The 25,136-nt window shown below is 71.9% G+C and carries 17 protein-coding genes, 2 pseudogenes and 1 riboswitch; of the genes and pseudogenes, 12 read left to right on the top strand and 7 right to left on the bottom strand.

Annotation, left to right across the window (positions count from 1 at the left end; genetic code table 11):
• The first annotated feature begins 9 nt into the window (after positions 1–9).
• On the top strand, positions 10–3,648 hold the full coding sequence (gene cobN / locus ABZ570_RS21915; protein WP_358066502.1) for a cobaltochelatase subunit CobN: 3,639 nt from the start codon (positions 10–12) through the stop codon (positions 3,646–3,648).
• A gap of 42 nt (positions 3,649–3,690) precedes the next feature.
• Here cobN and ABZ570_RS21920 read toward each other — a convergent pair whose 3' ends face one another.
• From ABZ570_RS21920 to ABZ570_RS21930, 3 genes are read right to left on the bottom strand one after another with little or no spacing between them, the layout of a single operon-like run.
• Positions 3,691–5,910 (bottom strand): cobyrinate a,c-diamide synthase, encoded by a 2,220-nt coding sequence (locus tag ABZ570_RS21920; RefSeq protein WP_358066505.1) that lies wholly within the window; start codon positions 5,908–5,910, stop codon positions 3,691–3,693.
• A complete protein-coding gene (gene cobO, locus ABZ570_RS21925; RefSeq protein WP_358066508.1) occupies positions 5,907–6,521 on the bottom strand; it encodes a cob(I)yrinic acid a,c-diamide adenosyltransferase in 615 nt (204 codons plus the stop codon). Before cobO ends, ABZ570_RS21920 begins: the two co-directional genes overlap by 4 nt.
• Complete coding sequence (locus ABZ570_RS21930; RefSeq protein ID WP_358066511.1) at positions 6,521–8,608, bottom strand: putative cobaltochelatase; 2,088 nt, start codon at positions 8,606–8,608, stop codon at positions 6,521–6,523. Before ABZ570_RS21930 ends, cobO begins: the two co-directional genes overlap by 1 nt.
• 78 nt (positions 8,609–8,686) lie before the next feature.
• A riboswitch (cobalamin riboswitch) is annotated at positions 8,687–8,790 on the bottom strand.
• 79 nt (positions 8,791–8,869) lie between these two features.
• Between ABZ570_RS21930 and cbiE the strand changes: the two genes are divergently transcribed.
• The 3 genes from cbiE to cobF are packed head-to-tail and all read left to right on the top strand — an operon-like array spanning position 8,870 to position 11,639.
• On the top strand, positions 8,870–10,096 hold the full coding sequence (cbiE, locus tag ABZ570_RS21935) for a precorrin-6y C5,15-methyltransferase (decarboxylating) subunit CbiE (RefSeq protein WP_358066514.1): 1,227 nt from the start codon (positions 8,870–8,872) through the stop codon (positions 10,094–10,096).
• Positions 10,093–10,863, top strand: coding sequence for a precorrin-4 C(11)-methyltransferase (gene cobM, locus ABZ570_RS21940; protein ID WP_358066517.1), 771 nt, complete (start codon positions 10,093–10,095; stop codon positions 10,861–10,863). The genes cbiE and cobM overlap by 4 nt, the downstream gene beginning before the upstream one ends.
• A 5-nt stretch (positions 10,864–10,868) precedes the next feature.
• Positions 10,869–11,639 carry a precorrin-6A synthase (deacetylating) gene (gene cobF / locus ABZ570_RS21945; RefSeq protein WP_358066519.1) on the top strand — a complete coding sequence of 257 codons (771 nt, stop codon included), beginning with the start codon at positions 10,869–10,871 and terminating at the stop codon, positions 11,637–11,639.
• A gap of 283 nt (positions 11,640–11,922) precedes the next feature.
• On the opposite strand, the pseudogene ABZ570_RS21950 reads toward cobF, so the two are convergent.
• Positions 11,923–12,124: pseudogene (locus ABZ570_RS21950) on the bottom strand (transposase); the annotation flags it as partial.
• A gap of 402 nt (positions 12,125–12,526) precedes the next feature.
• Here ABZ570_RS21950 and ABZ570_RS21955 point away from each other — a divergent pair.
• Positions 12,527–14,200, top strand: coding sequence for a M14 family zinc carboxypeptidase (locus ABZ570_RS21955; protein ID WP_358066521.1), 1,674 nt, complete (start codon positions 12,527–12,529; stop codon positions 14,198–14,200).
• A 655-nt stretch (positions 14,201–14,855) separates the two neighbouring features.
• On the opposite strand, the gene ABZ570_RS21960 is transcribed toward ABZ570_RS21955, so the two are convergent.
• Both ABZ570_RS21960 and ABZ570_RS21965 read right to left on the bottom strand, forming a co-directional pair.
• Positions 14,856–15,533: a response regulator transcription factor gene (locus tag ABZ570_RS21960; protein WP_358066524.1), complete on the bottom strand. Its 678-nt coding sequence runs from the start codon at positions 15,531–15,533 to the stop codon at positions 14,856–14,858.
• Positions 15,530–16,873, bottom strand: coding sequence for a histidine kinase (locus ABZ570_RS21965; RefSeq protein WP_358066527.1), 1,344 nt, complete (start codon positions 16,871–16,873; stop codon positions 15,530–15,532). The genes ABZ570_RS21960 and ABZ570_RS21965 overlap by 4 nt, the downstream gene beginning before the upstream one ends.
• A gap of 205 nt (positions 16,874–17,078) precedes the next feature.
• Between ABZ570_RS21965 and ABZ570_RS21970 the strand changes: the two genes are divergently transcribed.
• From ABZ570_RS21970 to ABZ570_RS21995, 6 genes and pseudogenes are all read left to right on the top strand, one after another.
• Entirely contained in the window at positions 17,079–17,783 is a 705-nt protein-coding gene (locus tag ABZ570_RS21970) for an ABC transporter ATP-binding protein (protein WP_358066530.1), read from the top strand.
• A 5-nt stretch (positions 17,784–17,788) separates the two neighbouring features.
• On the top strand, positions 17,789–20,143 hold the full coding sequence (locus ABZ570_RS21975; RefSeq protein WP_358066533.1) for an FtsX-like permease family protein: 2,355 nt from the start codon (positions 17,789–17,791) through the stop codon (positions 20,141–20,143).
• Between the two features lie 51 nt (positions 20,144–20,194).
• On the top strand, positions 20,195–20,545 hold the full coding sequence (locus ABZ570_RS21980; RefSeq protein ID WP_358066536.1) for a hypothetical protein: 351 nt from the start codon (positions 20,195–20,197) through the stop codon (positions 20,543–20,545).
• 186 nt (positions 20,546–20,731) lie between these two features.
• Positions 20,732–21,235 (top strand): SigE family RNA polymerase sigma factor, encoded by a 504-nt coding sequence (locus ABZ570_RS21985; RefSeq protein WP_358066539.1) that lies wholly within the window; start codon positions 20,732–20,734, stop codon positions 21,233–21,235.
• Positions 21,232–22,620: a hypothetical protein gene (locus ABZ570_RS21990; protein ID WP_358066542.1), complete on the top strand. Its 1,389-nt coding sequence runs from the start codon at positions 21,232–21,234 to the stop codon at positions 22,618–22,620. Before ABZ570_RS21985 ends, ABZ570_RS21990 begins: the two co-directional genes overlap by 4 nt.
• 630 nt (positions 22,621–23,250) lie before the next feature.
• Positions 23,251–23,622: pseudogene (locus ABZ570_RS21995) on the top strand (transposase); the annotation flags it as partial.
• A 231-nt stretch (positions 23,623–23,853) separates the two neighbouring features.
• Here ABZ570_RS21995 and ABZ570_RS22000 read toward each other — a convergent pair.
• A complete protein-coding gene (locus tag ABZ570_RS22000; RefSeq protein ID WP_358066563.1) occupies positions 23,854–24,648 on the bottom strand; it encodes an FAD-binding protein in 795 nt (264 codons plus the stop codon).
• On the opposite strand from ABZ570_RS22000, the gene ABZ570_RS22005 reads away from it, so the two are divergent.
• Positions 24,538–25,074, top strand: coding sequence for a hypothetical protein (locus ABZ570_RS22005; RefSeq protein WP_358066566.1), 537 nt, complete (start codon positions 24,538–24,540; stop codon positions 25,072–25,074). The genes ABZ570_RS22000 and ABZ570_RS22005 overlap by 111 nt on opposite strands.
• The last annotated feature ends 62 nt before the right edge of the window (positions 25,075–25,136 follow it).

Raw genomic sequence — 25,136 nt, forward strand, 5'->3', positions numbered from 1 at the left:
GGTGACCGCATGATCCTGCTGCTGTCCACCTCGGACACAGATCTGCTCAGTGCCCGGGCCAGCGGTGCGGCATACCGGCTGGCCAACCCGGCTCGCGTCGGTGAGGAGCCCGACGCGTTGGCCGGGCTGTTGGCCGGTGTCGAGCTCGTGGTGGTGCGCATCCTCGGCGGCTACCGGATGTGGCAACGCGGCCTGGACGCGCTGCTCGGCGGTGACCTGCCCGTGGTCGCCCTCGGCGGCGAGCAGTTGCCGGATGCGGACCTGATGGCTCGCTCCACGGTGGCGCAGGGCATCGCGGCGCAGGCGCACGCCTACCTGGCCCAGGGTGGGCCGGACAACCTTCGGGAGTTGCACGCCTTCCTCAGCGACACGGTGCTGCTGACCGGCCACGGCTTCGCGCCGCCGGTCGAGCAGCCCACCTGGGGGGTGATGCCGCGTCCGGCGCCCACGGTGGCCGGTCCGACCGTGGGGATTCTCTACTACCGGGCGCATCAGCTCAGCGGCAACACCGCCTTCGTGGAGGCCCTGTGCGCGGCGGTCGAGGACGCCGGCGGGGTGCCGCTGCCGGTGTTCTGCGCGAGCCTGCGTACACCCGATGCGGGGCTGCTGGAGACCCTCGGCCGGGCCGACGCGCTGCTGGTCACGGTGCTTGCTGCCGGGGGCACCCGGCCGGCGGAGGCGTCCGCCGGCGGAGTCGACGAGGCCTGGGACGTCGGCGCGTTGGCCGCGCTGGACGTGCCCATCCTGCAAGCGCTGGCGTTGACGCAGGACCGGGAGACCTGGGTCGACAGCGACGATGGGCTCAGTCCGTTGGACGCGGCCACCCAGGTGGCGGTGCCGGAGTTCGACGGCCGGCTGATCACGGTGCCGTTCTCGTTCAAGGAGACCGACGCCGACGGGTTGCCGCACTACGTCGCCGATCCGGAACGCGCCCGCCGGGTCGCCGGGATCGCGGTGCGGCACGCCCGCCTGCGGCATGTTCCGCCAGCCGAACGGCGGATCGCGGTGGTGCTGTCGGCGTACCCGACCAAACACGCCCGGGTCGGCAACGCCGTCGGGTTGGACACCCCCGCCAGCGCGGTACGGCTGCTGCGGGCGCTGCGCGAGCGGGGCTACGACGTCGGCCCGGTCGAGGGTCCCGACGCGCTGCCCGGCCTGGTGCCCGGCGGCGACGGTGAGGACGCCGACGGTGACCGGCTCATCCACGCCCTGATCGCCGCCGGCGGGCAGGACCCGGAGTGGCTTACTGAGGAGAAGCTGGCCGGCAACCCGGTACGCGTCCCGGCGGCCACCTACCGCCGCTGGTTCGACGCACTGCCGGCCGAGCTGCGCGAGGCGATGACCACGCACTGGGGGCCGCCACCGGGTGAGCTGTTCGTCGACCGGTCCGGTGGCGGGGACGGTGAGATCGTGCTGGCCGGCCTGCGGGCCGGAAATGTGCTGCTGATGATCCAGCCGCCGCGCGGGTTCGGGGAGAACCCGGTGGCGATCTACCACGACCCGGACCTGCCGCCGACGCACCACTACCTGGCCGCGTACCGGTGGCTGGACGAACAGTTCGGCGCGCACGCCGTGGTGCACCTGGGCAAGCACGGGTCGCTGGAGTGGCTACCCGGCAAGAACCTCGGCCTCTCCGCGGGCTGCGGCCCGGACGCGGTCCTCGGTGAGCTGCCGCTGATCTACCCGTTCCTGGTCAACGACCCGGGCGAGGGCGCGCAGGCCAAACGCCGGGCGCACGCCACCATCGTGGACCACCTGGTGCCGCCGATGGCGCGGGCGGAGAGCTACGGCGACATCGCGCGGCTGGAGCAGCTGCTCGACGAGCACGCCAACATCGCCACCATGGATCCGGCGAAGCTGCCCGCCATCCGGGGACAGATCTGGACGCTGATCCAGGCCGCGCGGCTGGACCACGACCTCGGGCTGGACCAGCGGCCGCACGACGCCGAGTTCGACGACTTCCTACTGCACGTGGACGGCTGGCTGTGTGAGGTCAAGGACGCCCAGATCCGCGACGGGCTGCACGTGCTCGGCGCGGCCCCGACCGGCGAGGCGCGGGTCAACCTGATGCTGGCCATCCTGCGGGCCCGTCAGGTGTTCGGCGGGCAGGCCGGCGCGGTGCCCGGGTTACGCTCCGCGCTCGGCCTCGCTGAGACCGCGGCAGAGCAGACCGCCGAGGTGGACCGGATCGAGGCGGTGGCCCGGCGGCTGGCGGAGGCGATGGAGCGCCACGACTGGGCATCCGATGCGGTGGACCGGGTCTGCGCTGAGGTACTCGGCGCGGGCGACCCGCGGACAAACACCGTACGGCAGGTGCTCGCCTTCGCCGCCACCGAGGTGGCGCCGCGGCTCGCCGGTACCGCCGGGGAGCTGGATGCGGTCCTGCACGCCCTCGACGGCGGCTACGTTCCCGCCGGGCCGAGCGGCTCGCCCCTGCGCGGGCTGGTGAACGTGCTGCCGACCGGCCGCAACTTCTACACCGTCGACCCGAAGGCGATTCCCAGCCGATTGGCCTGGGAGACCGGACAGGCCATGGCCACCTCTCTGCTGGAGCGCTACCGCAGCGACACCGGCGACTGGCCACGCTCGGTCGGGCTGTCGGCCTGGGGCACGTCGGCGATGCGTACCGCCGGTGACGACATCGCCGAGGTGCTCGCGCTCATCGGCGCGCAGCCGATCTGGGATCCCGCATCCCGGCGGGTCACCGGCTTCGAGATCATCCCGCTGGCCGACCTGGGCCGGCCCCGCATCGACGTCACGCTGCGCATCAGCGGCTTCTTCCGGGACGCCTTCCCGCACGTGGTGCTGCTGCTCGACGATGCGATCCGCGCCGTGGCCGCCCTCGACGAGCCGGACGAGGACAACTACCTCGCCGCGCACGCCCGCGCCGACGCCGCCGAGCACGGCGACGAGCGCCGTGCCACCACCCGCATCTTCGGCTCCAAGCCGGGAGCGTACGGGGCGGGACTGCTGCCGCTGATCGACAGCGGCAACTGGCGCGACGACGCAGACCTGGCCGAGGTGTACACGGTCTGGGGCGGCTTCGCCTACGGCCGCGACCTGGACGGACGGCCCGCCCGGGAGGACATGGAGCAGGCGTACCGGCGGATCGCGGTGGCGGCGAAGAACACCGACACCCGTGAGCACGACATCGCCGACTCCGACGACTACTTCCAATACCACGGCGGGATGATCGCCACGGTGCGGGCGTTGACCGGGCAGGCGCCGCGCGCGTACATCGGCGACAGCACCACTCCGGACGCGACCCGAACCCGGTCGCTGACCGAAGAGACCGCACGGGTGTTCCGGGCCCGGGTGGTCAACCCGCGATGGCTCGCGGCGATGCGGCGGCACGGCTACAAGGGCGCGTTCGAGATGACCGCCACGGTGGACTACCTGTTCGGCTACGACGCGACCGCAGGGGTCGTCGCCGACTGGATGTACGAGCAACTCGCCAAGAGCTACGTCCTGGACCCGGAGAACCAGCAGTTCCTGCGCCGGTCGAACCCGTGGGCGCTGCGCGGCATCGTCGAGCGGCTCACCGAGGCCGCCGACCGGGGACTGTGGGCCAAGCCGGACCCGGCGTTGATGGACGCGCTGCGGCAGGCGTACCTGGAGGTGGAGGGCGACCTGGAGGACGCCGACTGACCTGGTTGCGCCCCCGGAGCCGGTCCGGCCCCGCGGGCGCGCTCAGGCGTCCGCGGGCTGGGCGGCGTCCACGAACGCGGCGACCTGGCCCACGACGGTGACGGCGGGCGCGCACAGGCCGTGGGCGGCGGCGACGGCGGCGATGTCATCGAGGCGGCCCGACAGGACCCGCTGCCGGTCGGTGCCGCCGTTCTCGATGCTGACCGCCGGGGTGGCCGGGTCCATGCCGTGCGCGAGCAGCGCCGCCGCCACGTCGGGCAGGGTCTGCACCGCCATCAGCAGCACGATGGTGGTTCCCGCCCGGGCCACGCCGGCCCAGTCGACGGTGCTGCCCGGATCACCGGGAGGCAGGTGGGCCGACACGACGGTGAAGCCCTGGGTGAGACCACGGTGGGTCACCGGCACCCCGGCCAACTCCGGTACGGCGACGGCGCTGGAGACGCCCGGCACCACCTCGACCGGCAGGCCGGCGGCCCGGCACGCCTGCGCCTCCTCCATACCGCGGCCGAAGACGAACGGGTCGCCGCCCTTGAGCCGTACCACCCGGTGTCCGGCGCGGGCCTCCTCGACGAGGATCTGGTTGATCCGCTCCTGCGGGACGAACGCGCCCCGCGGCACCTTCGACACGTCGATGACCCGTACCCCGGGCCGCAGCTCGCGCAGCAGGGCGTGCGGCACAAGCCGGTCGGCGACCACGACATCGGCCTCGGCGAGGCGGTCCAGTCCTCGCTGCGTGATCAGCCCCGGATCGCCGGGGCCGGCGCCCACGAGGGCGACCCGGCCGACGGTGGATGGGTGGACCGCCGCGGCCGGCGAAGCGGCGGCGGCGGGGCGCCGGGTCCGCGGCACGCGCACCGCCACCCCGGTGGCGTGCCGGTGGACGGCGGCGCTGAACCGGCCGGCCAGGTCCGGGTGCCCCGCCCAGTGCACGTGCAGATAGGAGGCGTGCACGTTGCCATCCGGACCGCCGACGATGCCGTCGAGCGTCGGTGCGGCGGTGCCGTGCGCCGCCGACGGGCGGGGCCGGAAACGCCAGGCGGACGTCCCGCCGGGCATCGCCTCGACGCGGGTGCGGTGGAACTCGTGCCCGGTGACCAGGTCGTCGGCGTCGGCGATCATGCTCGCAGTGGCGGCGCGGGCCTCCCGGTAGCCCAGCACCAGCCGGTCGGTCATCCGGGCGCGTGCGGGAAGCACTCCGGCCATCGCCGCGCCGTCGAGGTCCTGGGCGAGGTAGAGCAGGCCGGCGCACTCGGCCACGACCGGCAGGCCGGCCGCCGCCGCGGCGGCTACCGCCCGGCGCAGCGGCGCGTTGTCTGCCAGCCCGCTGGCGTACATCTCGGGGAACCCGCCGCCGAGGTAGAGCCCGGCGGTGTCGTCGGGCAGGGCCGGATCCTGCAGCGGGTCGACGGGGGCCAGCCGGAGGCCGGCGGCGGCGAGCAGTTCGTCGGTTTCGGCGTACCGGAAGGTGAACGCCGGGCCCGACGCGACGGCCACGGTCGCGTCGACGGTGAGACCGCCGAGTTCGGCGGCCGGGTCCCAGGCGGGACCGGAGAGGGCGGGTGCGCGACGGGCGACCGCGACGACCGCGTCGAGGTCGACGCCGGCGGCGATGTGCGCGGCGAGGGCGTCGACCGTGCGACGCGCCGCGGCGACCCGCTCGGCGGCCGGCACCAGGCCGAGGTGCCGGCTGGGGGTGTCCAGCGACGGGTCGCGGCGCAGCACCCCGAGCACCGGGACGCCGGTGACGGCGAGCGCCTCCCGGACCTCCGCCTCGTGGGTCACCGAGCCGACCTTGTTCAGGATGACCCCGGCGACAGTGAGCTGCGGGTCGAAGGTGGCGAAGCCGTGCACCAGCGCGGCGATGCTGCGGGAGGCGCCGGAGACGTCCACGACGAGCAGCACGGGGGTGCGGGTCAGCCGGGCCACGTGGGCGGTGGAGGCGAATCCGGCGCGGCCGACGGCGCCGTCGAGCAGGCCCATCACGCCCTCGATGATCGCGAGGTCGGCGGGTGCCCCGACGGTGGCGCCGTGCCGCAGCAGCGGCAGGATCCGCTGCTCGCCCTGCAGGAACGGGTCAAGGTTGCGGCCGCGGCGACCGGTGGCCAGCTCGTGGTAGCCGGGGTCGATGTAGTCCGGGCCGACCTTGTGGCCGCTGACGGTCAGGCCACGCTGCCGCAGCGCGGCCATCAGGCCCGTGGCCACCGTCGTCTTGCCCTGCCCGGAGGCGGGAGCGGCGACGAGCAGCCGTGGGGGGAGGGTCACCATTCGATCCCCCGCTGGCCCTTCTGCCCGGCGTCCATCGGATGCTTGATCTTGGTCATCTCGGTGACCAGGTCCGCGGCGTCGACCAGTCGAGGGTCGGCGTCCCGGCCGGTGATGACAACGTGCTGGTGGCCGGGTCGCTGTTGCAGCGTCTCCACCACGTCGTTGACGTCTACCCAGCCCCACTTCATCGGGTAGGTGAACTCGTCGAGCACATAGAGGTCATGTTCGCTCGTGGCGAGCCGGCGCTTGATCTCCGCCCAGCCCTCGGCGGCCTGCTCGGCGTGGTCGGCCTCGGTGCCGCGGGTGCGGCTCCAGCTCCACCCGGCACCCATCTTGTACCAGGCGACCGGGCCACCCTGCCCGGTCTGCTCGTGAACCTGTCCGAGGGCGCGCAGCGCGTTCTCCTCGCCGACCGTCCACTTGGCGCTCTTGACGAACTGGAAGACCGCGATCGACCAGCCCTGGTTCCAGCCGCGCAGCGCGAGCCCGAAGGCGGCGGTGGACTTGCCCTTCATCTGTCCGGTGTGGACGATCAGCAATGGCCGGTGGCGGCGCTGGCGGGTGGTGAGGCCGTCATCGGGGACGGTGACCGGTTGTCCCTGTGGCATCAGGCGGCTCCCATTCTGTGCTGGGCGGCGGTGTGGGATCGCACCGCGTGGGTGAGCGTGTCGGCGGCGACGTCTTCCAGGGGCATGTGTTCGCCGCCGAGGGTGACGGCGAGGTCCGCGGCCAGCCCCATCCGGACCCGGCCCTGCTCGCAGTCGACGACCACGGCGTGGATGCCGTCGGCGGCGAGGAGCCGGGCCGCGTGCCGGGCACGGGCCACGGCGTCCGGACCGGCGGTGGCGCGCCCGTCGGTCACCACCAGCAGCAGCGGACGCCGCCGCGGGTCGCGGATCCGCTCGACGCGCAGCACCTCGCGGGCGCGCAGCAGGCCCTCCGCCAGCGGAGTGCGGCCCCCGGTCGGCAACGCTTCCAGGCGGGCGGCTGCCACCTCCACGCTGGCGGTAGGCGGCAGGGCCACCTCGGCGTCGGCGGCCCGGAAGGTCACCAGCCCGACCTTGTCGCGGCGCTGGTAGGCGTCCAACAGCAGGGACAACACCGCCGCCTTGACCGCACCGACGCGCTGCCGGGCACCCATCGACCCGGAGGCGTCCAGGCAGAACAGGATCAGGTTGCTTTCCCGGCCCTGCCGTACCGGCAGCCGGACGTCCACCGGGCGGACCACAATGCCGGGGCCCCGCCGCCCGCGGGCCCGCTGGTGCGGGGCGGCGGCGCGCAGCGTCGCCACCAGGTGCGGTCGGCCGGGCATTCCGTCAGTGGCACGCCGTGCGCCGACGGTGCGTCCGCTGGTGGTAAGCGCGGCGGACCGGCGTCCGGCCGCACCGGCACCGGTCCCGCTGACCTGCAACAGTCGCGCCCGGTAGGGCGTGGCTGCCGGCACCGGCGCGGTACGGGGCCGGTCACCGTCCGATCCGGTGACGGACCGGGCGTCAGGGCGCTGCCGGTACGGCCGCTCGTCGTCCCGCCCGCCGTCCGCCCCGTGGCCCGGTCCGCCGCCGTCGGGCGGCCCGTCAGGGTCATCGGGGCCATCGGAGCCGTCGGGGCCCTGGGGGTCGTCCGGAGGCGTCGGGTCGTCCGACGGCGGATCCGGCTCGCCCCCGGGCGGCGGCTCGTCCAGACCGGCGTCGCTCAGGGCGCGGTCAAGCTCCGCCTGGTCCTGCTGCGGAGGATCGAACGGGTTGCGGCGGCGGCGATGCGGCAGGGCCAGCCGGGCGGCGACCCGCACGTCACCGACCATTACCTCGGTGCGTCCGCACCAGGCGGCGTGCGCGATCGCGGTGCGGGCGATGACCAGATCCGCGCGCATCCCGTCGACCTCGGCGGCCGCGCAGAGGGCGGCGATCCGGGCCACCATGGCGTCGTCGAGACGCACCGCCGGCAGCAGCTTCCGGGCATGGGCGACCTGGGCGCCCAGCGCCGCGTCGGCGTCGGCGTAGCGGGCGGCGAAGCCGTCCGGGTCGGCCTCGTACGCCAGGCGTCGGCGCATCACCTCGGCCCGCACCTGCGGGTCCCGGCTCGCGGCGACCTCGACGGTGAGACCGAAGCGGTCCAGCAGCTGCGGCCGCAGCTCCCCCTCCTCGGGGTTCATGGTGCCCACCAGCACGAACCGGGCCGCGTGGGTCACCGACACGCCGTCGCGTTCCACCGTGGCCCGTCCCATCGCCGCCGCGTCGAGCAGCACGTCGACCAGGTGGTCGTGGAGCAGGTTGACCTCGTCGACGTACAGCAGGCCGCGGTGGGCGGAGGCCAGCAGGCCCGGGTCGTAGGCGGTCACGCCCTCGCTGAGCGCGCGTTCGAGGTGCAGCGCACCGAGGACCCGGTCCTCGCCGGCTCCGACCGGCAGTTCAACCAGCCGGGCGGGCCGGGTGTCCGCCGGCGGCGAGGCCGGGTGCGGCCCATCCGGGCAGTGCGGGTCGACCGCCGACGGATCGCAGGAGAAGCGGCAGCCGTCGACCACCTCGACGGGCGGCAGCAGGGCTGTCAGGGCCCGGACGGTGGTGGATTTCGCCGTGCCCTTCTCACCCCGGACCAGCACACCACCGATCGCCGGGGAAACTGCGCACAGACTCAACGCCAACGCCATGTCGTCCATGCCGACGACGGCAGAGAACGGGTACGACCGCACGGTCACACCTTTCACCTCGCGTGGGTCCTCGCCCACGGCCGGTCACCAACCACGCCGCCGAACAGCGGCGCGGTACGGCTCAGCGAGTGTCTGGCTCCCGGATACGGCACAGGGCCGCACCGGTCACAGTGGCGGGACCGCCCCGGACTCGCCGACCCTGACTCGGGCCGCCTCACCGGTGTTCCTCACCGCGCCGTCGCCGCCGATGATGTCACACCCGCCCCCGGGACGGCAGGGCCGCGACCTCCTGCACTACCGTTGCGCCGCGTGAGGTCCACGACGTTCGACGAGCCGGTCACCGTCGTCGGCATCGGCGCGGACGGCTGGGCGGGTCTCGGCGAGCGCGGACGCGACGCGCTCCAGCACGCGCAGGTGATCCTGGGCGGGCAGCGGCACCTCGACCTGCTGCCGGCGGCCGTGCCGGCGCAGCGGGTGCCCTGGCCGACGCCGCTGCTGCCCGCCCTGCCGGGTCTGCTCGCCGCGCATGCCGGGCAGCGGGTCTGCGTGCTGGCCAGCGGCGACCCGATGTGGTTCGGCATCGGCAGCCACCTGGTGCAGCTGCTCGGTCCCGACCGGGTACGGGTGGTCACCCACCCGTCGTCGATCGCGCTCGCCTGCGCGCGGATGGGCTGGCCGGTGGAGCAGGTCACAGTGCGTAGCGCGGTGGGCCGCGACCTGGACGGCATCCGCCGCGACCTGGTCCCGGACCGGCGACTGCTGGTACTCAGCCAGGACGCCGCCACGTCCGCCGCGTTGGCTCGCATCCTCGCCGACGCCGGTTACGGGCCCAGCGAGATGACCGTCCTGGCCGCGCTCGGCACGGATCGGGAACACCGGGTCGACGGCCGTGCGCAGGAGTGGGTCACCGAGCCCGGCGACGCCCTCAACATCGTCGCCGTCCGGGTTGCCGCCGCGGCCGGTACCCGCGTGCTGGCCACGATGCCAGGGCTGCCCGACGACGCCTTCGACCACGACGGTGCCCTCACCAAACGGGAGGCGCGAGCGCTCGCCCTGTCCCGCCTCGCCCCCACCGCCGGTGAGCTGCTCTGGGACGTCGGCGCCGGCTCTGGCAGCATCGCCATCGAGTGGCTACGCAGCGACCCGGCAACCTCGGCGGTGGCGGTGGAGAGCCGCGACGACCGTGCCGACCGCATTGCCGGAAACGCCCGTACCCTCGGCGTGCCGCAGCTACGCGTCGTACGTGGCCGCGCACCGGAAGCCCTCGCCGGGCTGCCCGCGCCCGACGCGGTGTTCGTCGGCGGAGGGCTCACCGCACCGGGGGTGTTCGACGCGGCCTGGGACGCGCTGCGCCCCGGCGGACGACTCGTCGCCCACGCGGTCACGCTCGAAGGCGAACGAGAACTCGCAGACCAGGCGACCCGGCGCGGCGGGGACCTCACCCGTCTGTCGATCGAACGCGTCGCGCCGTTGGGCAGTTTCACCGGCTGGGCACCCGCCCGGCCGGTCGTGCAATGGGCGGTGAGGAAGTCATGACTGTCTATTTCATCGGCGCGGGGCCGGGCGCGGCTGACCTGATCACGGTGCGCGGCCAGCGCATGCTCGCCCAAGCCCGGGTCTGCCTGTACGCCGGCAGCCTCGTCCCCGCCGACCTGCTCGCCACCTGCCCACCCGAAGCGCGGCTGGTCGACACCGCCGAGCTGACCCTCGACGAAATCATCGCGGCGATGACCGACGCCCACCGCGACGGGCACGACGTGGCCCGGTTGTGCTCCGGCGACCCCGCCGTCTTCAGCGCCGTCGCCGAGCAGGCGCGCCGCCTGGATGCCGCCGGCGTGCCGTACGAGATCGTCCCCGGAGTCCCGTCGTACGCCGCGGCCGCCGCCGCGCTGCGCCGGGAGCTGACCGTGCCGACGGTGGGGCAGACCGTGATCCTCACCCGCACCCAGGCGCGCTCGACGCCGATGCCGCCCGGAGAGGACCTCGCCGAGCTGGGACGCAGTCGCTCCACCCTGGTACTGCACCTGGCCGTCGCCCGCACTCGCCAACTCGCCGACCAGTTGCTCCCGCACTACGGCGCGGACTGCCCGACCGCCGTGGTTGCCAACGCCAGCCGGCCCGACGAGATCATCCTGCGCGGCACCCTGGCCGACATCGCCGACCAGGTCGAGGCACACGGCATCCGCCGCACCGCGGTCATCATCGTCGGCGCCGTCCTGGCCGCCGACTCATTCCCCGACAGCTACCTCTACTCCCCGGGACGAGACCGCGACGCGAAGCGCCCGGCCGGTCGGGCACGGTGACCCGGATGCGGACGATCCTCATCATCGGCATCGGTGCGGGCGACCCCGGTCAGCTCACCCTGGCCGCCGCAGAGGCGATGCGGCAGACCGACGTGTTCTTCCTGCTCGACAAGGGCGCCGAAAAGCACGACCTGATCGCGCTGCGGCAGGAGCTGATGGCCCGCTTCGCTCGCCCAGACCACCGGGTCGTCGAGGTACGAGACCCCGACCGGGACCGCAGCGCCGACGGCTACGTCAAAGCGGTGGACGACTGGCGGCGGGAGCGAGCCGACCTGCTGGAAGCGGCCATCGCCGAGCACCTGCCGGACGACGGTTGCGGCGCCTTCCTGGCCTGGGGGGACCCGGCCCTCTACGACAGCACCCTGGCCGTCGTCGAGGACATCCTGGCCCGCCAGCGCATCACCTTCACCTACACGGTGATCCCCGGCATCAGCAGTGTGGCAACCCTCGCCGCGCGGCACCGGATCGGCCTCAACCGGGTCGGCCGTCCGTTCCTGGTCACCACCGGCCGCCGCCTGGCCGCGCAGTTGCCGCGTGACGTCGACGACATCGTGGTGATGCTTGACGCACAATGCGCCTTCACCAGGCACGTGGACGAGGATCTGGACATCTTCTGGGGCGCCTATCTCGGCACCCGGGACGAGATCCTCATCGCCGGGCCCCTGCGGGACGTCGCGGCGCGCATCGTGCGAGCGCGACAGGAGGCCCGCGAGAGCAAGGGCTGGATCATGGACACGTATTTGCTGCGCCGCCGCGACGCGCCGAACGGCCCGTGACCCGAAAGCGCCGTCAGACTCGCCCTGGACGCGAAGCGACAAACCGTCGAGGCCGGGATCGAAAGACCCGACAGGCGGCGGCGCACACCGGGCGCCCAACGCCACGGCGTTGTCCGTGTACTTCGATGGACGCCCCAACAGGGACACCCCTTCCTCCGGACCAACATCCAGTCTTAAGAGGTGACGACGCCGGCCAAGCGCGACGGCTCACTGAGCGCAACGAGCCTGCCGAGGGCGTCCTCGCTGCCAGAAGGCGTGGTGCAGACAACGCGGGTACTTACCTGGCGTCGTCGGCTGGGCCCAGCCGCACCGCGCCGAGCACCTGCGTCCACGACGGCTGGTGGCCGCGTCCGGGCGCAGCCAACCGCTGACGTCAACGGGCAGCATGATCCGCCCGTCGGTGGTGCGGGGCAACGCCCGTCCTGCGAGGGTCACCCGCAGCCGGGCGACACCGATCCCGCCGGCATCCAGAGCGGATCGTGAAGGATGATCATGCGGTGACCGGTCACGTCTCCGCGAACACGCCGAGGCCACACAGGACCACTGCGGCACACGGGGCCGAGCTTAAGGGAATCCTAGAGGCGGGGACCCGACAGTACGACGTCGGCGCGTCGATCACCGTTTTGCCGTGCGGCATTGACGGACACCGCATTGAATCGGACGATCTTTACGGTGACGTCCTACGGCGGTTCCCTCCATTCGGAGTTCCGCCGTCCGTCTACTGCGGTGACGGATTGCCCAGGTCGGACCGGTAAGCCCCGCACGACCGACAGGAGTGCCCGTTGAAGTCGATCATCCCCGCTGCCCGCCACTCGAGAACGGCCGCCATCACCTCGTTGAGTTCTCGATGGCCAAGACGGGCGGGTGCCCTCGGCATGGTGGTCGCCATGTCCGTCAGCCTCGCGACGGCCGCCGCCGCGGCCCCCGATCCACAGCCGAGCGCTGCCGTGAACGGGCTGGCCATCGCGAAGGTCAAGGCCACCACCAACGCCGAACGTCAGAAACTGATGGACCTTGGTCTGGATGTGATCGACTTCACCGGCACGCATGCCGAGGTGCTGCTGCACGGCGCGGCTGACCGCGCGCAACTCGCCGGCGGAAACTGGCAGGTGGAGGTATCCGACGCGACGGAACAACTCGCCGACATGACGGCCGAGCGCGTGGTCGAGGCGCAGCGGGAAGCGGCGCGGCAGACGAACCCCGCGATCGCCTCCGGCCTGCCGAGCGGCCGCGTGTCGTACCGGACGCTCGACGAGGCCGAACGTGAGATGCGAGAGCTCGAGCGCCGCTACCCCGACAAGGTGAAGGTGTTCGAGCTGTCCCGGAAGTCCCTGCTGGGGCACACGATCCTGGGCATGGAGATCAGCAGCGACGTGCAGACCGACTCCGGCGAGCCGGTCTTCCTGACCACCGGCCTGCACCACGCCCGCGAGTGGCCGACGCTGGAATTCACCATGGAGTTCGCCCGGGACGTCCTGGAGAACTACGCCACGGACAGCCACATCAAAAAGCTCGTCGACTCCTCTCGGTTGATCATCGTGCCAGCGGTGAACCCCGACGGCTACACGATGTCGCGGGAGCTCATCAACGAGATGAAGCGCAAGAACTGTCGGGTCGCGGCCGGTGCGGTGCCGACCTGGGAGCAGTGCGCGGCCGCGGACAGCCGGCAACTCGGCGTGGACCTGAACCGCAACTACGGAGCGTTCTGGGGCGGCCCGGGATCGAGCGCTTCCCGGACCGCCGAGAACCACCACGGCGCGGCCCCCTACTCCGAGCCGGAGATCGCGGCCATGACCGACCTGCTGAACAGCCACCAGGTCGTGGTCGCGGTGAACAACCACACGCCGGATGCCCGGTTGCTGCGCGCCCCGTCGTCGCCGCTGGAGCCCGTGCCGGCCGAGGTAGCCCTCTATGACGGCCTGGCGCAGCAACTCGGCGCGGCCCTGGGCGGCTGGCCGACCGGTCCCTGGCCCGACGTCTACTACGTCGCCAGCGGTGTGGCGGAGCAGGAGGGCCTGTACGCGAACGGCACCCTCGGCTTCACGCCGGAGCTGACGCCGGGCCACAGCGGCCTCGAACGGTTTCACCCGCAGTACCAGTACGTCATCGACCAGTACCGCGGAACCGGGTTCTACGCGGGGTCGAGCATCCGCGACGCGCTCCTCATCGCCTGGGATGCCGCCAACGATCCGCGTACGCACTCCATCCTCACCGGGTCGGCCCCGCGGGGCATCCAGCTCACCATCAGCAAGGACGTCTCGGTTGACTCCTCGCCCGTCGAACGCGACGGCGAGATGGTCGTGCTGCCGTCCGACCTGCACATCGAGAGCACGATGCGGGTGCCCGACAACGGGCGGTTCGAGTGGCACGTCCTGCCGTCCCTACGGCAGAGCCAGCAAAGCTCCACCCTGCTGCAGGAGAGCTGGGTGGTGTCGTGCCGGAACCCCAAGGGCAAGATCCACCATTCGGTCAGGGTCACGATCGGCCGCGGCGAGACTAAGGCCATCGACATGAGCGGCTGCCCGGCCGGGCCGAAGAAGCCGATCGGCACCGAGCGCTGACGTCGACGTAGGCGCCGCCTGGCGGGGCAACTCGCCAGGCGACGCTCTCCCGGAAGCGACACCCTGCACGATCTCGTATCCGGGCAAGCTCGGCATCGCCCGTACCCCTCCTCAACCCTGCGGGTGTCGAAAATGTCGTCCGTGCGCGGCATGCTGGTACTCGTGGATGGATGATGCCGCCGAGGCGGCGGTGTCTTGATCGTTTCCATGGTGGCCGCGGTGAACACCGCCTCGAACGCGGCCCTGAACCTGCTGTCGCGCTCGCGGATGAAGAACCGGAACCGCCCGGCGTGCTCGTCGGGGTCCATCAGCAGGTTGCGGGCCGCCTGGGTGACCCAGGCTGCGGTGGGGTGGGTGGTGATCCTGGCCAGGTGCACCCGGCGGTGCTCCAGTTCGATCACGTACAGCCTGGCCAGGCCGATGGTTTCGACGGTCAGGAAATCACAGGCGATCGTCCCGGTGGCATGGGTGCGCAGGAACTGGTCCCGGTCGGGCCACCGCGACGGGGCGCCGGACCGAGCCGATGGCGGCGCAGGATCGCGCGCACCGACGTCGCCGAGTCCCGCACGCCGAGCTCTTGCGGCACTCCCAACGATGCGCAGGTATCGCCACCGTGGGTTCTCCCCGGCCAGACGCGTCGCGCCGTCGGGTTGGGCTACTGCGGTGTTGCCGGGTTGATCAGTCCTGTCTGGTAGGCGAGGACGACGGCTTGGACGCGGTCGCGGAGTCCGAGTTTGGCGAGGATGTGGGCGACGTGGGTTTTGACGGTCGCTTCGGAGACGGTGAGGCGGTCGGCGATTTCGGCGTTGTTGAGGCCCTCGGCGAGCAGGCGCAGGACTTCGAGTTCGCGTGCGGTCAGGGCGGCCAGGTCGCGGGGAATCGTGGGCGTCTCGCTGTGGTGGCGGCGGGCGAATCGTTCGACGAGGCGGCGGGTGATCGTGGGCGCGAGGAGCGCGTCGCCGGTGCGGACCAACCGGACGGCGGCGAGCAGGTGTTCGGGGCTGACGTCTTTGAGGAGGAACCCGCTGGCTCCGGCGGTCAGCGCCGCGTACACGTACTCGTCGAGGTCGAAGGTGGTCAGCATGATCACGCTTGGCTGGTCGGCGGCGGCGCCGGTGAGGATGCGCCGGGTGGCCTCCAAGCCGTCCAGCTCGGGCATTCGGATGTCCATGAGGACCACGTCGGGGCGGGTAGACCGGACAGCGTCGACCGCTTCGCTGCCGTTGGTGGCCTCGGCGACCACGTCGAAGCCGTCGCTGGCCAGGATCATCCGGAAGCCGGCCCGGACCAGCGCCTGATCGTCGGCGATCACGACGCGTAGCGGCGGGGTCACGGGGCCTCCAGGGGGATCTGTGCGTGGACGCGGTAGCCGCCGGTGGGGCGTGGCCCGGCGTGCAGGGTTCCACCGTAGACGGCAAGACGTTCCCGGAGCCCGATCAGCCCGCTTCCGCTGCCGGTCACTGCCGGACCGCGCTCCGCGCCGCTGGTGTTGACCACCTCCACGCATAGGTGGTCGGCGCGGTAGTCGACGTCGACGGTCGCGAACCCGCCGGCCGCATATTTAACGGTGTTCGTCAGCGCCTCCTGCACCACCCGGTAGGCCGCCAACTGGATCCCGTCCGGCACCGGACGGGGCTGCCCGGTCACGCGCAGCTGGACCGGTACGCCGCTGGCCCGTACGCCAGCGACGAGCGCGTCCAGCCGGTCGAGGCCGGGTTGGGGTGCGAGGTCGGCGGCGCCGGCCGCGTCGGGGCCGCCGGCGGTCATCGTCAGCAGCCCCATCACGTGGCGCAGCTCGGACATCGCCGCCCGGCCGCCGGCCTCGACCGCGAGCAACGCCTCGCGGGCCTGCGCCTGGTCGGCCGCCATCACCCGGCGAGCGGCGCCAGCCTGGATGACCATCATGCTCACGTTGTGGGTCACGACGTCGTGCAGTTCCCGCGCGATGCGGGCCCGTTCCTGTTCGGCGGCGCGGCGTAGCGCCTCCTGCCGTTCGCGTTGCAGCGCGGCCGTCCGCGCGCGTTCCTCTTCGGCCCGGCGTCGCCACCTGCGCAGCCCGTCGGTCGCGATGGCGATGGGGATCAGCACCAGGAACGGGACTGCGTCGGTGGAGACGGTGGGCAATGTCGACGATGTCTGGAGCTGTTGGTAAAGCAGGGCCGCCGCGGACTGGCTCGCCAGCGTGGGCAGCCGGTAAGGGCTGTAGACGGCGGCGCTGTACGCCGCAATGACGCAGACGTAGAACGAGAATCTCAGCGTGGCGCGGTCGTCCGTCACCGTGGCCAGCGCTACGGCCGTACCCATGACGATCCAGAGTGCCGCCAACGGATAGCGGCGGCGCACCATCAGTGGCGCCGCGATGAGCACCATAACGATCGCCCAGATGAGGTGATGTTGGGCCAGCGCCGGAACGTTCGCCTCGAGGGTGTCCGCCGGTTCCAGCGGGATCGGTGGTTCCGGCGGTTCCGGCTGTTGCGGCACGGCGACGCCCCCGCTGGCGGCGGTAGAGGACACGCCGTAGCTCGCCTGGATCGCGAAGAGGCCGAGGCCGAGCGCGAGGACCGCGTCGAAGACCTGGTTGCGCCGGGAGGGCCGCGGCAACGGACCCGATGGTCGCAGCAGCTGGCTCAGCCATGCCCGCAGCGGGTGCGTCATCGTTGCCGCGTTCGTCACCCGGCCCATTCTGACCGTGCGCCGCGGCCGACGGCATCGGCCTGAAGATCCATCGGGCTCACGCCGGGAGCGTAGGCCGTAAGGATGACATGCATCGCCGTCATCCCGCGGGGCCGCCGAAGATCGCTCGCCGAGCCGACGCTTCCGGGGGCCGGTCGCGCCTAGCGTCGTTCACCAGCCAATCAGCAAATCGAGGGAGACGACGATGACCGTGCCAGCCATCGAGCTGCACGACGTAACGCGACGATACGACGACGGACCGCCCGCACTGCATGACACGACGCTGAGCATCGCGCCCGGCGAGGCGGTCGCCGTTCTCGGGCCGTCCGGCAGCGGCAAGTCCACGCTGCTCAACCTGATCGCGGGTCTGGACCGGCCCAGCGGCGGCACCGTGACCGTGGACGGCGTACGCGTCGACAAGCTCAACGAGGCGGGTTCGGCCCGCTACCGGCGCGACAAGATCGGCATGGTGTTCCAGTTCTTCAACCTGCTCGACGACCTGACCGTCCTCGACAACGTCGTCCTGCCCGCGCAACTGTCCGGCATGACGCGCAGTGCAGCCCGCCTCCGCGCCGAGGAGTTGCTGGACGCGCTCGGCGTGGCACGGCACGCCGCCGCCTATCCCGGCCGGCTCTCCGGCGGCGAACGGCAACGCGTCGCCGTGGCCAGAGCACTGATGAACCGGCCAACGCTGCTGCTGGCCGACGAACCGACCGGCGCGCTGGACACCGCCTCCGGTGACGAGGTCAAGCGGCTGCTCAACGACCTGCACGCCGACGGCCAGACAATCGTCCTGGTCACGCACGACCTGGCCCTGGCGGAGTCGTGCGCAACCCGCACGATCCGGCTCGTGGACGGCCGGGTCGTCGCCGACAACACCCGCGCTGTCACGGTGGGGCGGGCCCGATGAGCGCTATGGCACGTGTGGTGCGCGCCGGCGTGGCACGCCGGCGGGTACAGACCGTGGTGATCGGGCTGGCCACGATGATGGCGGTGACCGCTGCGGTGCTCGGCGGGTCGCTGCTGGCCGCCTCCAGCGGGCCGTTCGACCGCGCGTTCGCCCAGCAGCACGGCGCGCACCTCACGACGCAGTTCGACGCGGCCAAGACGACGGCCGCGCGGCTGACGGCCTCCGCGCGGGCCGACGGCGTCATCGCGTCCGCCGGCCCGTTCCCGACCGCGACCGCCACGCCACGCGATGCCGCCGCCGACATCGACCTGCCGCCGATGACGATCGTCGGCCGTGCGACGCCCGGCGGAGAAGTCGACCGCGTGCCGCTGAGCCAGGGACGGTGGGTGAACGGCCCCGGCCAGATCGTGGTCGCCGCCGACTACCCCCTCGGGCCGTCCCCGCTGGACACCGTCCTGCGCTTTCCCGACCTGCCGGGGCAGCCGGCGTTGACGGTGGTCGGTGTCGCCCGCTCGGTCAGCCGTACCGGCGACGCCTGGGTGTCACCGTCCGAGGTTGCCGCGTTGACCGCACCCGGCGCGGCCGGCGGCTACCAGATGCTCTACCGCTTCGCGGAGGCGAGCACGGCCGCGCACGTCGACCGGGGCCAGGCGGCGGTGGTCGCGCTCGTCGGATCGCCGGCGCTGGCCGGGGCGCAATCGTGGCTCACCGTCAAGGACGCCAACGAGCGCGAAGTCGCATTGTTCCTGCCGTTCCTGCTCGCGTTCGGGGTACTGGGCCTGGTCATGTCCGTGCTCGTCGTCGGCACCGTGATCGCCGGCGCGGTCGGCACCGCGACGCGACGCATCGGCGTCCTCAAGGCCATCGGGTTCACTCCCGCGCAGGTCGTGCGAGCGTACGTGGCGCAGGCGCTGACTCCGGCCGCGGTCGGCATCGCGGCCGGGGTCGTGGCCGGGAATCTCCTGGCCATCCCGGTGCTGGCCGACACCGATCAGCTCTACGGCACGACCACCGCCGGCGTCACCTGGTGGACCGACGCCGTCGTGGTCGCCGGCGCGCTGGGCATGGTGGCGCTGACCGCGTGGGCCGCGGCGCTACGGGCCGGCCGGCTCCGCACCATCGACGCGATCGCCGTCGGACGTAGGCCTCGCCCCGGCCGCGGGCAATGGGCAGCCCGGCTGACCGCCCGGCTCCCGCTGCCGCGACCGGTCAGCCTCGGACTGGCCCACCCGTTCGCCCGGCCCGCCCGCGCCGCCGCAGTCCTCGCCGCGATCATGTTCGGCGCCACCACAGTCACCTTCGCCGTCGGCGTGGCCGCCTCACTGAACCAGGTGCAGCTCGCCAAGGACCACGCCGCCGCCGACGTCATCATCGACACCTTCGCCCCACCGCCCGGAGCCGGCCCCGCCCCCAACACCAAACCGCGGGTGCTGAGCGCCGACGACACCGCGAAGATCACCACGGCGATCCAGGCGCAACCCGGGACGGGCAAGTACTACAGCGTCGCCACCACACGGGTCGCCGTCGCCGGGATGACCGGCTCCGCCCGCCTCGACGCCTTCACCGGCGACGCCTCCTGGGACGGCTACGAGATGGTCTCCGGCAGGTGGTTCACCCGCCCCGGAGAGGCGGCGGTGCCGAGCACGTTCCTGACCGCGACCGGCACCCGGATCGGCGACAGCATCGTGCTGACCGACCACGGCAAGGCGATGCCGGTCCGGATCGTCGGCGAGGTGCTCCACCCGACCAACAACCTGCTGGTGTTCGCCGACGCCGCAACGTTCGCCGCCACGAAGCCGAACCTGACCGCCGCGAGCTACCACATCCGCCTGGCCGACGGCGTCGACGTGACCAGGTACCTCACCGGCCTGAACAGCGCGCTGGCAACCTCGGGCTTCACCGCGGAGCCGCAACGATCCACGGGCAGCAGCGGCACCATCGTGCTCCTCGACGCGCTGGCCGCTCTGCTCACCCTGATGCTGGTGGCCGTCGCCGCCATGGGCGTGCTGAACATGGTCGTGCTCGACACCCGCGAACGCGTCCGCGATCTCGGCATCCACAAGGCGTTGGGCATGACGCCCCGGCAGACCATCGCGATGGTCATCGCCTCCGTGGCCGTGACCGGACTGGCCGGCGGCGCGATCGGCGTCGCGATCGGCGTCGCCGTGCACCGGGCAGTCACACCCGCGATGGGCCAGGCTGCCGGCACCAACCTGCCCGCCTCCGTCACCGACGTCTACCAGCCGACCACGCTGCTACTCCTCGGTCTCGGCGGCCTGCTCATCGCCGGCGCCGGCGCGTTCCTACCAGCCGGCTGGGCCGCCCGCACCCGCACCGCCGTCGCCCTGCGCACCGAGTAACCGCTTCAACGACGCCGACCCGTCGGCACCATACGTCTGCGAAAGGACACCATGAGCACCGAGATCACAAAGCCGACCCGGCGAACCGGCGAACAGCTACTCGTTGCTGCCGACGGCTACGAGTGGCACGGCTGGGTGCTCTTTCTCATGGCAATGCCGTCCTACATCGTGGTGATTACGGGACTGGCAACTGACCGCTGGCCGCCCGCGCTGGGCCTCGTTGCCGGGGGCACGGCCGGCGGGCTGTACGCGCTCGCTCAAGGACGAACGGAACCGCACCTGATCACCGCGGGTGCCTTCTTCGCGCTTGCTGCCGTGGCACCGGCCACGACCTGGTATCGCCAACGAGGAAACCAACTCTCCGAAGCGGTCCGACGGCTGACGCATCGGACGACACGGTAGAGCAGAAGAAGCAGCACCCCTCATGCGAGTACTGCTGGCCGGGCTGTTTGAGGCCATCGTGCTGGCCACCTCAGTCTTCCTTGCCACCCACATCGACAACACACGGGGGCGGTGCTTGCTTTCCCGCCGCGCCCGGCCTCAACCATCGGGGCGACGGGAGGCGTTCTAACGTGCGAGGGGGTGGGCATGACCGAGACGTTCCATCAGTTCGTAGTGCACCGGTCGCCGGCGCTGTCCCGGGCGGCCTATCTGCTCACCGGCGATCATCAGCTTGCCGAGGATCTTTTGCAGAACGCCCTGGCACGGACCTACCGGCATTGGCGCCGGATCCACGGCGGCGACCCGGAAGCGTACGTGCGGCGGGTCATGTACCACCAGCAGGTCTCCTGGTGGCGGCGCCGGCGGTTCGCCGAGCGGCTGGAGTCGCAGCCCACCGACCGGGCCGGTGACGATCACTCAGACGCTACGGCGCTGCGGCTGAGCCTCGCGGTTGCGCTGCGTCAGCTCACCCCGCGCCAGCGTGCCGTGGTCGTGCTGCGGTTCTACGAAGACCTGACCGAGTCGCAGGTCGCCGAGGTGCTCGGCTGCTCGGTCGGCACGGTCAAGCGGCACAGCCACGACGCGGTTCGCCGGTTGCGCGCCATCGCCCCCGACCTGGTCGACCGGACGGCGCAAAGGAGTCCACGATGACTGCTCGACTTCGCGAGGTGCTGCACACCGCCGCGGCCGACGTCCCCGCGTACCCGGTCTACGAGCAGGCGCTTGCCAGCGCCCGCCGCCACCGCCGCCGTACCGTGCTTGCGGCCGGGGCGGCGCTGGTGCTGGTCGCGGTGGCCGGGCTGGTGCTGCCGCTGGCGGGCACCCCCGCCGTCGACCGGGCGGCCGGCGCGGACGCGGCACTGCCTGACCGGGTCGGCGTGCCGCCGTTCGGTAGCCTGCACGCCACCGACTGGCCGCGACTCGGCCCCGCCTCGGTGATCTTCACCGGTCAGGCTCCCGGGTTGATGTACGGCGACGAGGGCAGCATCATTACGCTCGTCGGTGCGGACGCCGACCGCTACCGGATCATCAAGGGCGAGATCGAGGCGCAAGCCGGTGGGGACACCGTCCTGTCTCCCGACGGCCGCCTGGTCGCCTTCCGCTCGGTCGGCCTCGCGCCCCGGGTGGAAATCGTCGACCTGGTCACCGGGCGCAGCCGTACCGTGTCCAGCGGCGTCCCGGGCACGGTCCTGACCGGACCGGCCGGCTGGTCGCCGGACGGCCGGGCGCTGATCGTCTGGGACACTGTGCCGGCCAACCCGGAGCGCAGCGCCTACCGGCAAATGCTGAGCATCGTCTGGCTGGACGGCGAGCGCCGGACCCGGCTGGCCGACGAGTCCGAGGGCCTCGCCTGGCCGGCATTCGCCCCGGACGGTGCACGGCTCGCCTTCCAGACCGGACGGACGGTCACCGTCACCGAACTGGACGGCCGGCGGCTCTCCTCGTTCACCCTCGCGCCGGAGACGGAGTTGGCCGGCAAGGGTGCCTGGAGCACCGACGGCCGGGCGTTGACGGTTACCCGCCGGGACGGCGACAGCTGGAGCCTGCGACGGGTCGACCCGGCCACCGGCCGGGACCTCGGCGCGATCGACACTCCGGCCGTCTCCGGGGTGACCGCCATCCGGCTGCTCGGGTGGGCGGCGGACGGATCCGCGTGGGTCGTCGCCTACCAACCTGCACCCGACGCGCCGGGCGCGTTCAACGCGCCCCTGGAGATGGATCAGCGACTGGCGTACGGCAACGTCGGCAGCGTCCGGGTGCTGGCCCTCCGCCGAGGCGCAGAGGCTCCCACCACCCTGCTCACCGCCCCGCAAGACGTCGTCTCGATCGACGTTTCCAACGACGTGATCCACAGCGGCCGCACCCGCGACGCAAGCCCGCCTCACGGGGTGGGTCCCCGCTTCTGGTACTGGGGGGTCCTTATCACCGTCCTGGTGGCCGGTATCGCGGCGTACCGCAATCGCGAAGGGCTGGCGCTCTGGCTCCACAACCGGCGGACCAGGCAAGCACGCCGACTGGGTGGGCGATCCTCATGATCACATGGGCTGGACAACACACGCCACCGGCACGGCCAGAGCCCAGACCCGGTGGAACCGTGAACGTGGGACGTCCCACGTCGCACCCGCGGCATCAGCGCCGGCCTGCAACCCGGTCACGATCCGCTGTCACGTGCCGTCACGCTGCCAGCGCCGATACAGCCCAAACACCGTCTGCCAGGGCCCGTAGCAGTCGGCACGTCCGGCTACGGCGCCCCAACCCGCGTCCTCCACCGAATTCCGTCGATGACCAGCGCATTCACCTCTAAAACGCGGCCTCGTACTCCAACATCACTCCGCTGAGCCGGCGGCTCATGCCGCAACAACACGGCCTGGTTCACTTTCGTGTTGGCCGCCACCGACCCGGCCGGCCCGCCCCGCCCAGCCTGACAACCAATCCGATGACCGCCACCGTTGCCCCCGTGTAAAGAACTGGGACCCCGGGACCGGGAAGCGGAATGAGCGCCAAGCCCAGGGTCCCGAATGTCAGACCAGCAACGAGCAGGACGTTGCCTACCTTCGTCATTCGGCCTCCTTAGCACTTGTTTTCGGCGTTGGGCGTGGCGCGGGCATGAGGACGGCCACCGCGTTGATCATCGATGGTTTGTGAGGACAACCGAAGATCGTGCGATGGCCGTGGGCCACAGCCTAGACCTTGACCGGTGGCGGGTCATCCTGGACGAGGCGGTGACGCGTGTCGCTGCCCGGTTCGTGCGGGCGGAGCCACGTCGGACCGCCGGGCAGTTCGTGGAAGGGCTGCTGTCAGGCGTGGAACGCAAGACCTGCTGGTCGTTGGCCGGTCGGGCTGGTCACGCCGATCCGCAGGCGATGCAGCGGCTGCTGCGTACGGCGGTGTGGGACGCCGACGCCGTCCGCGACGACGTGCGTGATTGGCTGATCGAGCAGCTCGGCGACCCCGACGGCGTGCTGGTCATTGACGAGACCGGCTTCCTGAAGAAGGGCGTGTGCTCGGTCGGGGTCCAGCGGCAGTACACCGGCACCGGCCGCACAGAGGCGAGCATGACTTTGCGCGTCGCCTGTGACCCCGCAACGTAGGCATCCACCACCGAATCGAGGACCTCGCCCAGCTTCTGCGGAAGTCGAGTCCGCGGGTATCCGTTGAAGTCCTTGCCTGCGAGACGCCGGACAGAGGGCATTTCGGTATGGCTTACGAACATGCCGCTTGACCTGCCCGAATAGGTTTTTCGGCACCCGCAGGCCTGATCGAGAGGGCTAGACCGCAAGGGCCGGTACGGCGGAGGCAAAGATGTTGTCCGGGTCGTAGCGGCATTTGGCGCTGGCCAGCCGCTCGTAGTTGGGGCCGTAACTCGGCGGGACCCGCATGGCGCCGTCGAACATGCTCAGCGCGTCGTGGTACGGCGTTGCGGCGATCTGGCTCATGACCGGGTTGCCCAGCCGCTCCAGCCCCGCGATGAGCCGCTCGCCCTCGGCGAGGTCGGCTCCGCTCCACATGGGGCAGAGAAACACCAGGGGCGGCCCGTCCGGGTTGGGCAGGAACCCCGCCATGATCGTCGCCTCGTCGGCGGCGGTCGCCACGATCTCGCGGTACCCCGTCAGCACGGTGGCCGCCTGGGCGAACGGGAACAGCATCATCCCGGACAGGACGGTCGGCAGTTCGTGCAGCCGGTACATCAGGCTGGTGACGACACCGAAGTTGCCACCGCCGCCGCGCAAGGCCCAGAACAGTTCGGCGTCGCCGTCTGGGCTGGCGGTCACGAGGCGGCCGTCGGCCAGTACGACATCGGCGCGCAGCAGGTTGTCCACCGCCAGCCCGTACCGCCCGCAGAGTGGACCGTAACCGCCGGCGAGGGTCAGACCGGCCATCCCGACCGTCCGTACGGTCCCCGTGGGCGTGGCCAAGCCGTGCTGCTGCCCAGCGCCGGATAAATCGCCGATGTGCGCCCCGCCCCCGACCGTGGCCGTACCCGCGTCGCGCTCGACAACAGCAAGCGGGAGGCGCAGGCTGACGCACTGTGGGCCGAGGTTGAGGCATTCGATCCTGGGCAGGCGATCGCCGATGCGCTCGTGTCGCTTCCGCACTCCAGCTACGAGGAGGCGGCGCTGGCTGCGCCGGATGGCGCGGACGCAAACCCCGTGAACGTCGATATGCGGCACGCCTATGACAAGGTTGGCAAGGCGCGAGACAGCTATGAGGAGGAGTGGAATAGCTCGCTGCTCGGGCCAGACGATGCCGGCGATGCCCACTTCTACGCGTCTCGCAGCCTCACAGAGGCTATTGGCGAGCCGCCGAACGGGGAGCCCGGCTCGGGCAAGACAGGCCTCTGCTACGTGCAGCAGCCGTGGAAAACTCAGCGGGCCACCAAGGGCACAGGTGGCGCAGGCAGCGCAGGCGGCGGCAGTGCTGGCTGCGAGTATCACGGTCGGCCTAAGGCCACGTGGAAGGTCTGGCGCTGGGGCGACTGGAGCTGCTGATCCTATCGTCAGCCGTGCGTGACTGAGCGTGTCGATGGCTCGGGCACCTCTTCGGTGGTTCA

The organism is Micromonospora sp. NPDC007271 (genome assembly GCF_040634005.1).
Classification (GTDB): domain Bacteria; phylum Actinomycetota; class Actinomycetes; order Mycobacteriales; family Micromonosporaceae; genus Micromonospora.

What these genes read in the sequence shown, in the direction of transcription:
- cobN (WP_358066502.1), top strand. Translation starts at nt 10, where the DNA reads ATGATCCTGCTGCTGTCCACCTCGGACACAGATCTGCTCAGTGCCCGG.
- cobO (WP_358066508.1), bottom strand. Translation starts at nt 6,521, where the DNA reads ATGCCACAGGGACAACCGGTCACCGTCCCCGATGACGGCCTCACCACC.
- cobM (WP_358066517.1), top strand. Translation starts at nt 10,093, where the DNA reads ATGACTGTCTATTTCATCGGCGCGGGGCCGGGCGCGGCTGACCTGATC.
- cobF (WP_358066519.1), top strand. Translation starts at nt 10,869, where the DNA reads ATGCGGACGATCCTCATCATCGGCATCGGTGCGGGCGACCCCGGTCAG.
- ABZ570_RS21955 (WP_358066521.1), top strand. Translation starts at nt 12,527, where the DNA reads ATGTCCGTCAGCCTCGCGACGGCCGCCGCCGCGGCCCCCGATCCACAG.
- ABZ570_RS21970 (WP_358066530.1), top strand. Translation starts at nt 17,079, where the DNA reads ATGACCGTGCCAGCCATCGAGCTGCACGACGTAACGCGACGATACGAC.
- ABZ570_RS21975 (WP_358066533.1), top strand. Translation starts at nt 17,789, where the DNA reads ATGGCACGTGTGGTGCGCGCCGGCGTGGCACGCCGGCGGGTACAGACC.
- ABZ570_RS21980 (WP_358066536.1), top strand. Translation starts at nt 20,195, where the DNA reads ATGAGCACCGAGATCACAAAGCCGACCCGGCGAACCGGCGAACAGCTA.
- ABZ570_RS21985 (WP_358066539.1), top strand. Translation starts at nt 20,732, where the DNA reads ATGACCGAGACGTTCCATCAGTTCGTAGTGCACCGGTCGCCGGCGCTG.
- ABZ570_RS21990 (WP_358066542.1), top strand. Translation starts at nt 21,232, where the DNA reads ATGACTGCTCGACTTCGCGAGGTGCTGCACACCGCCGCGGCCGACGTC.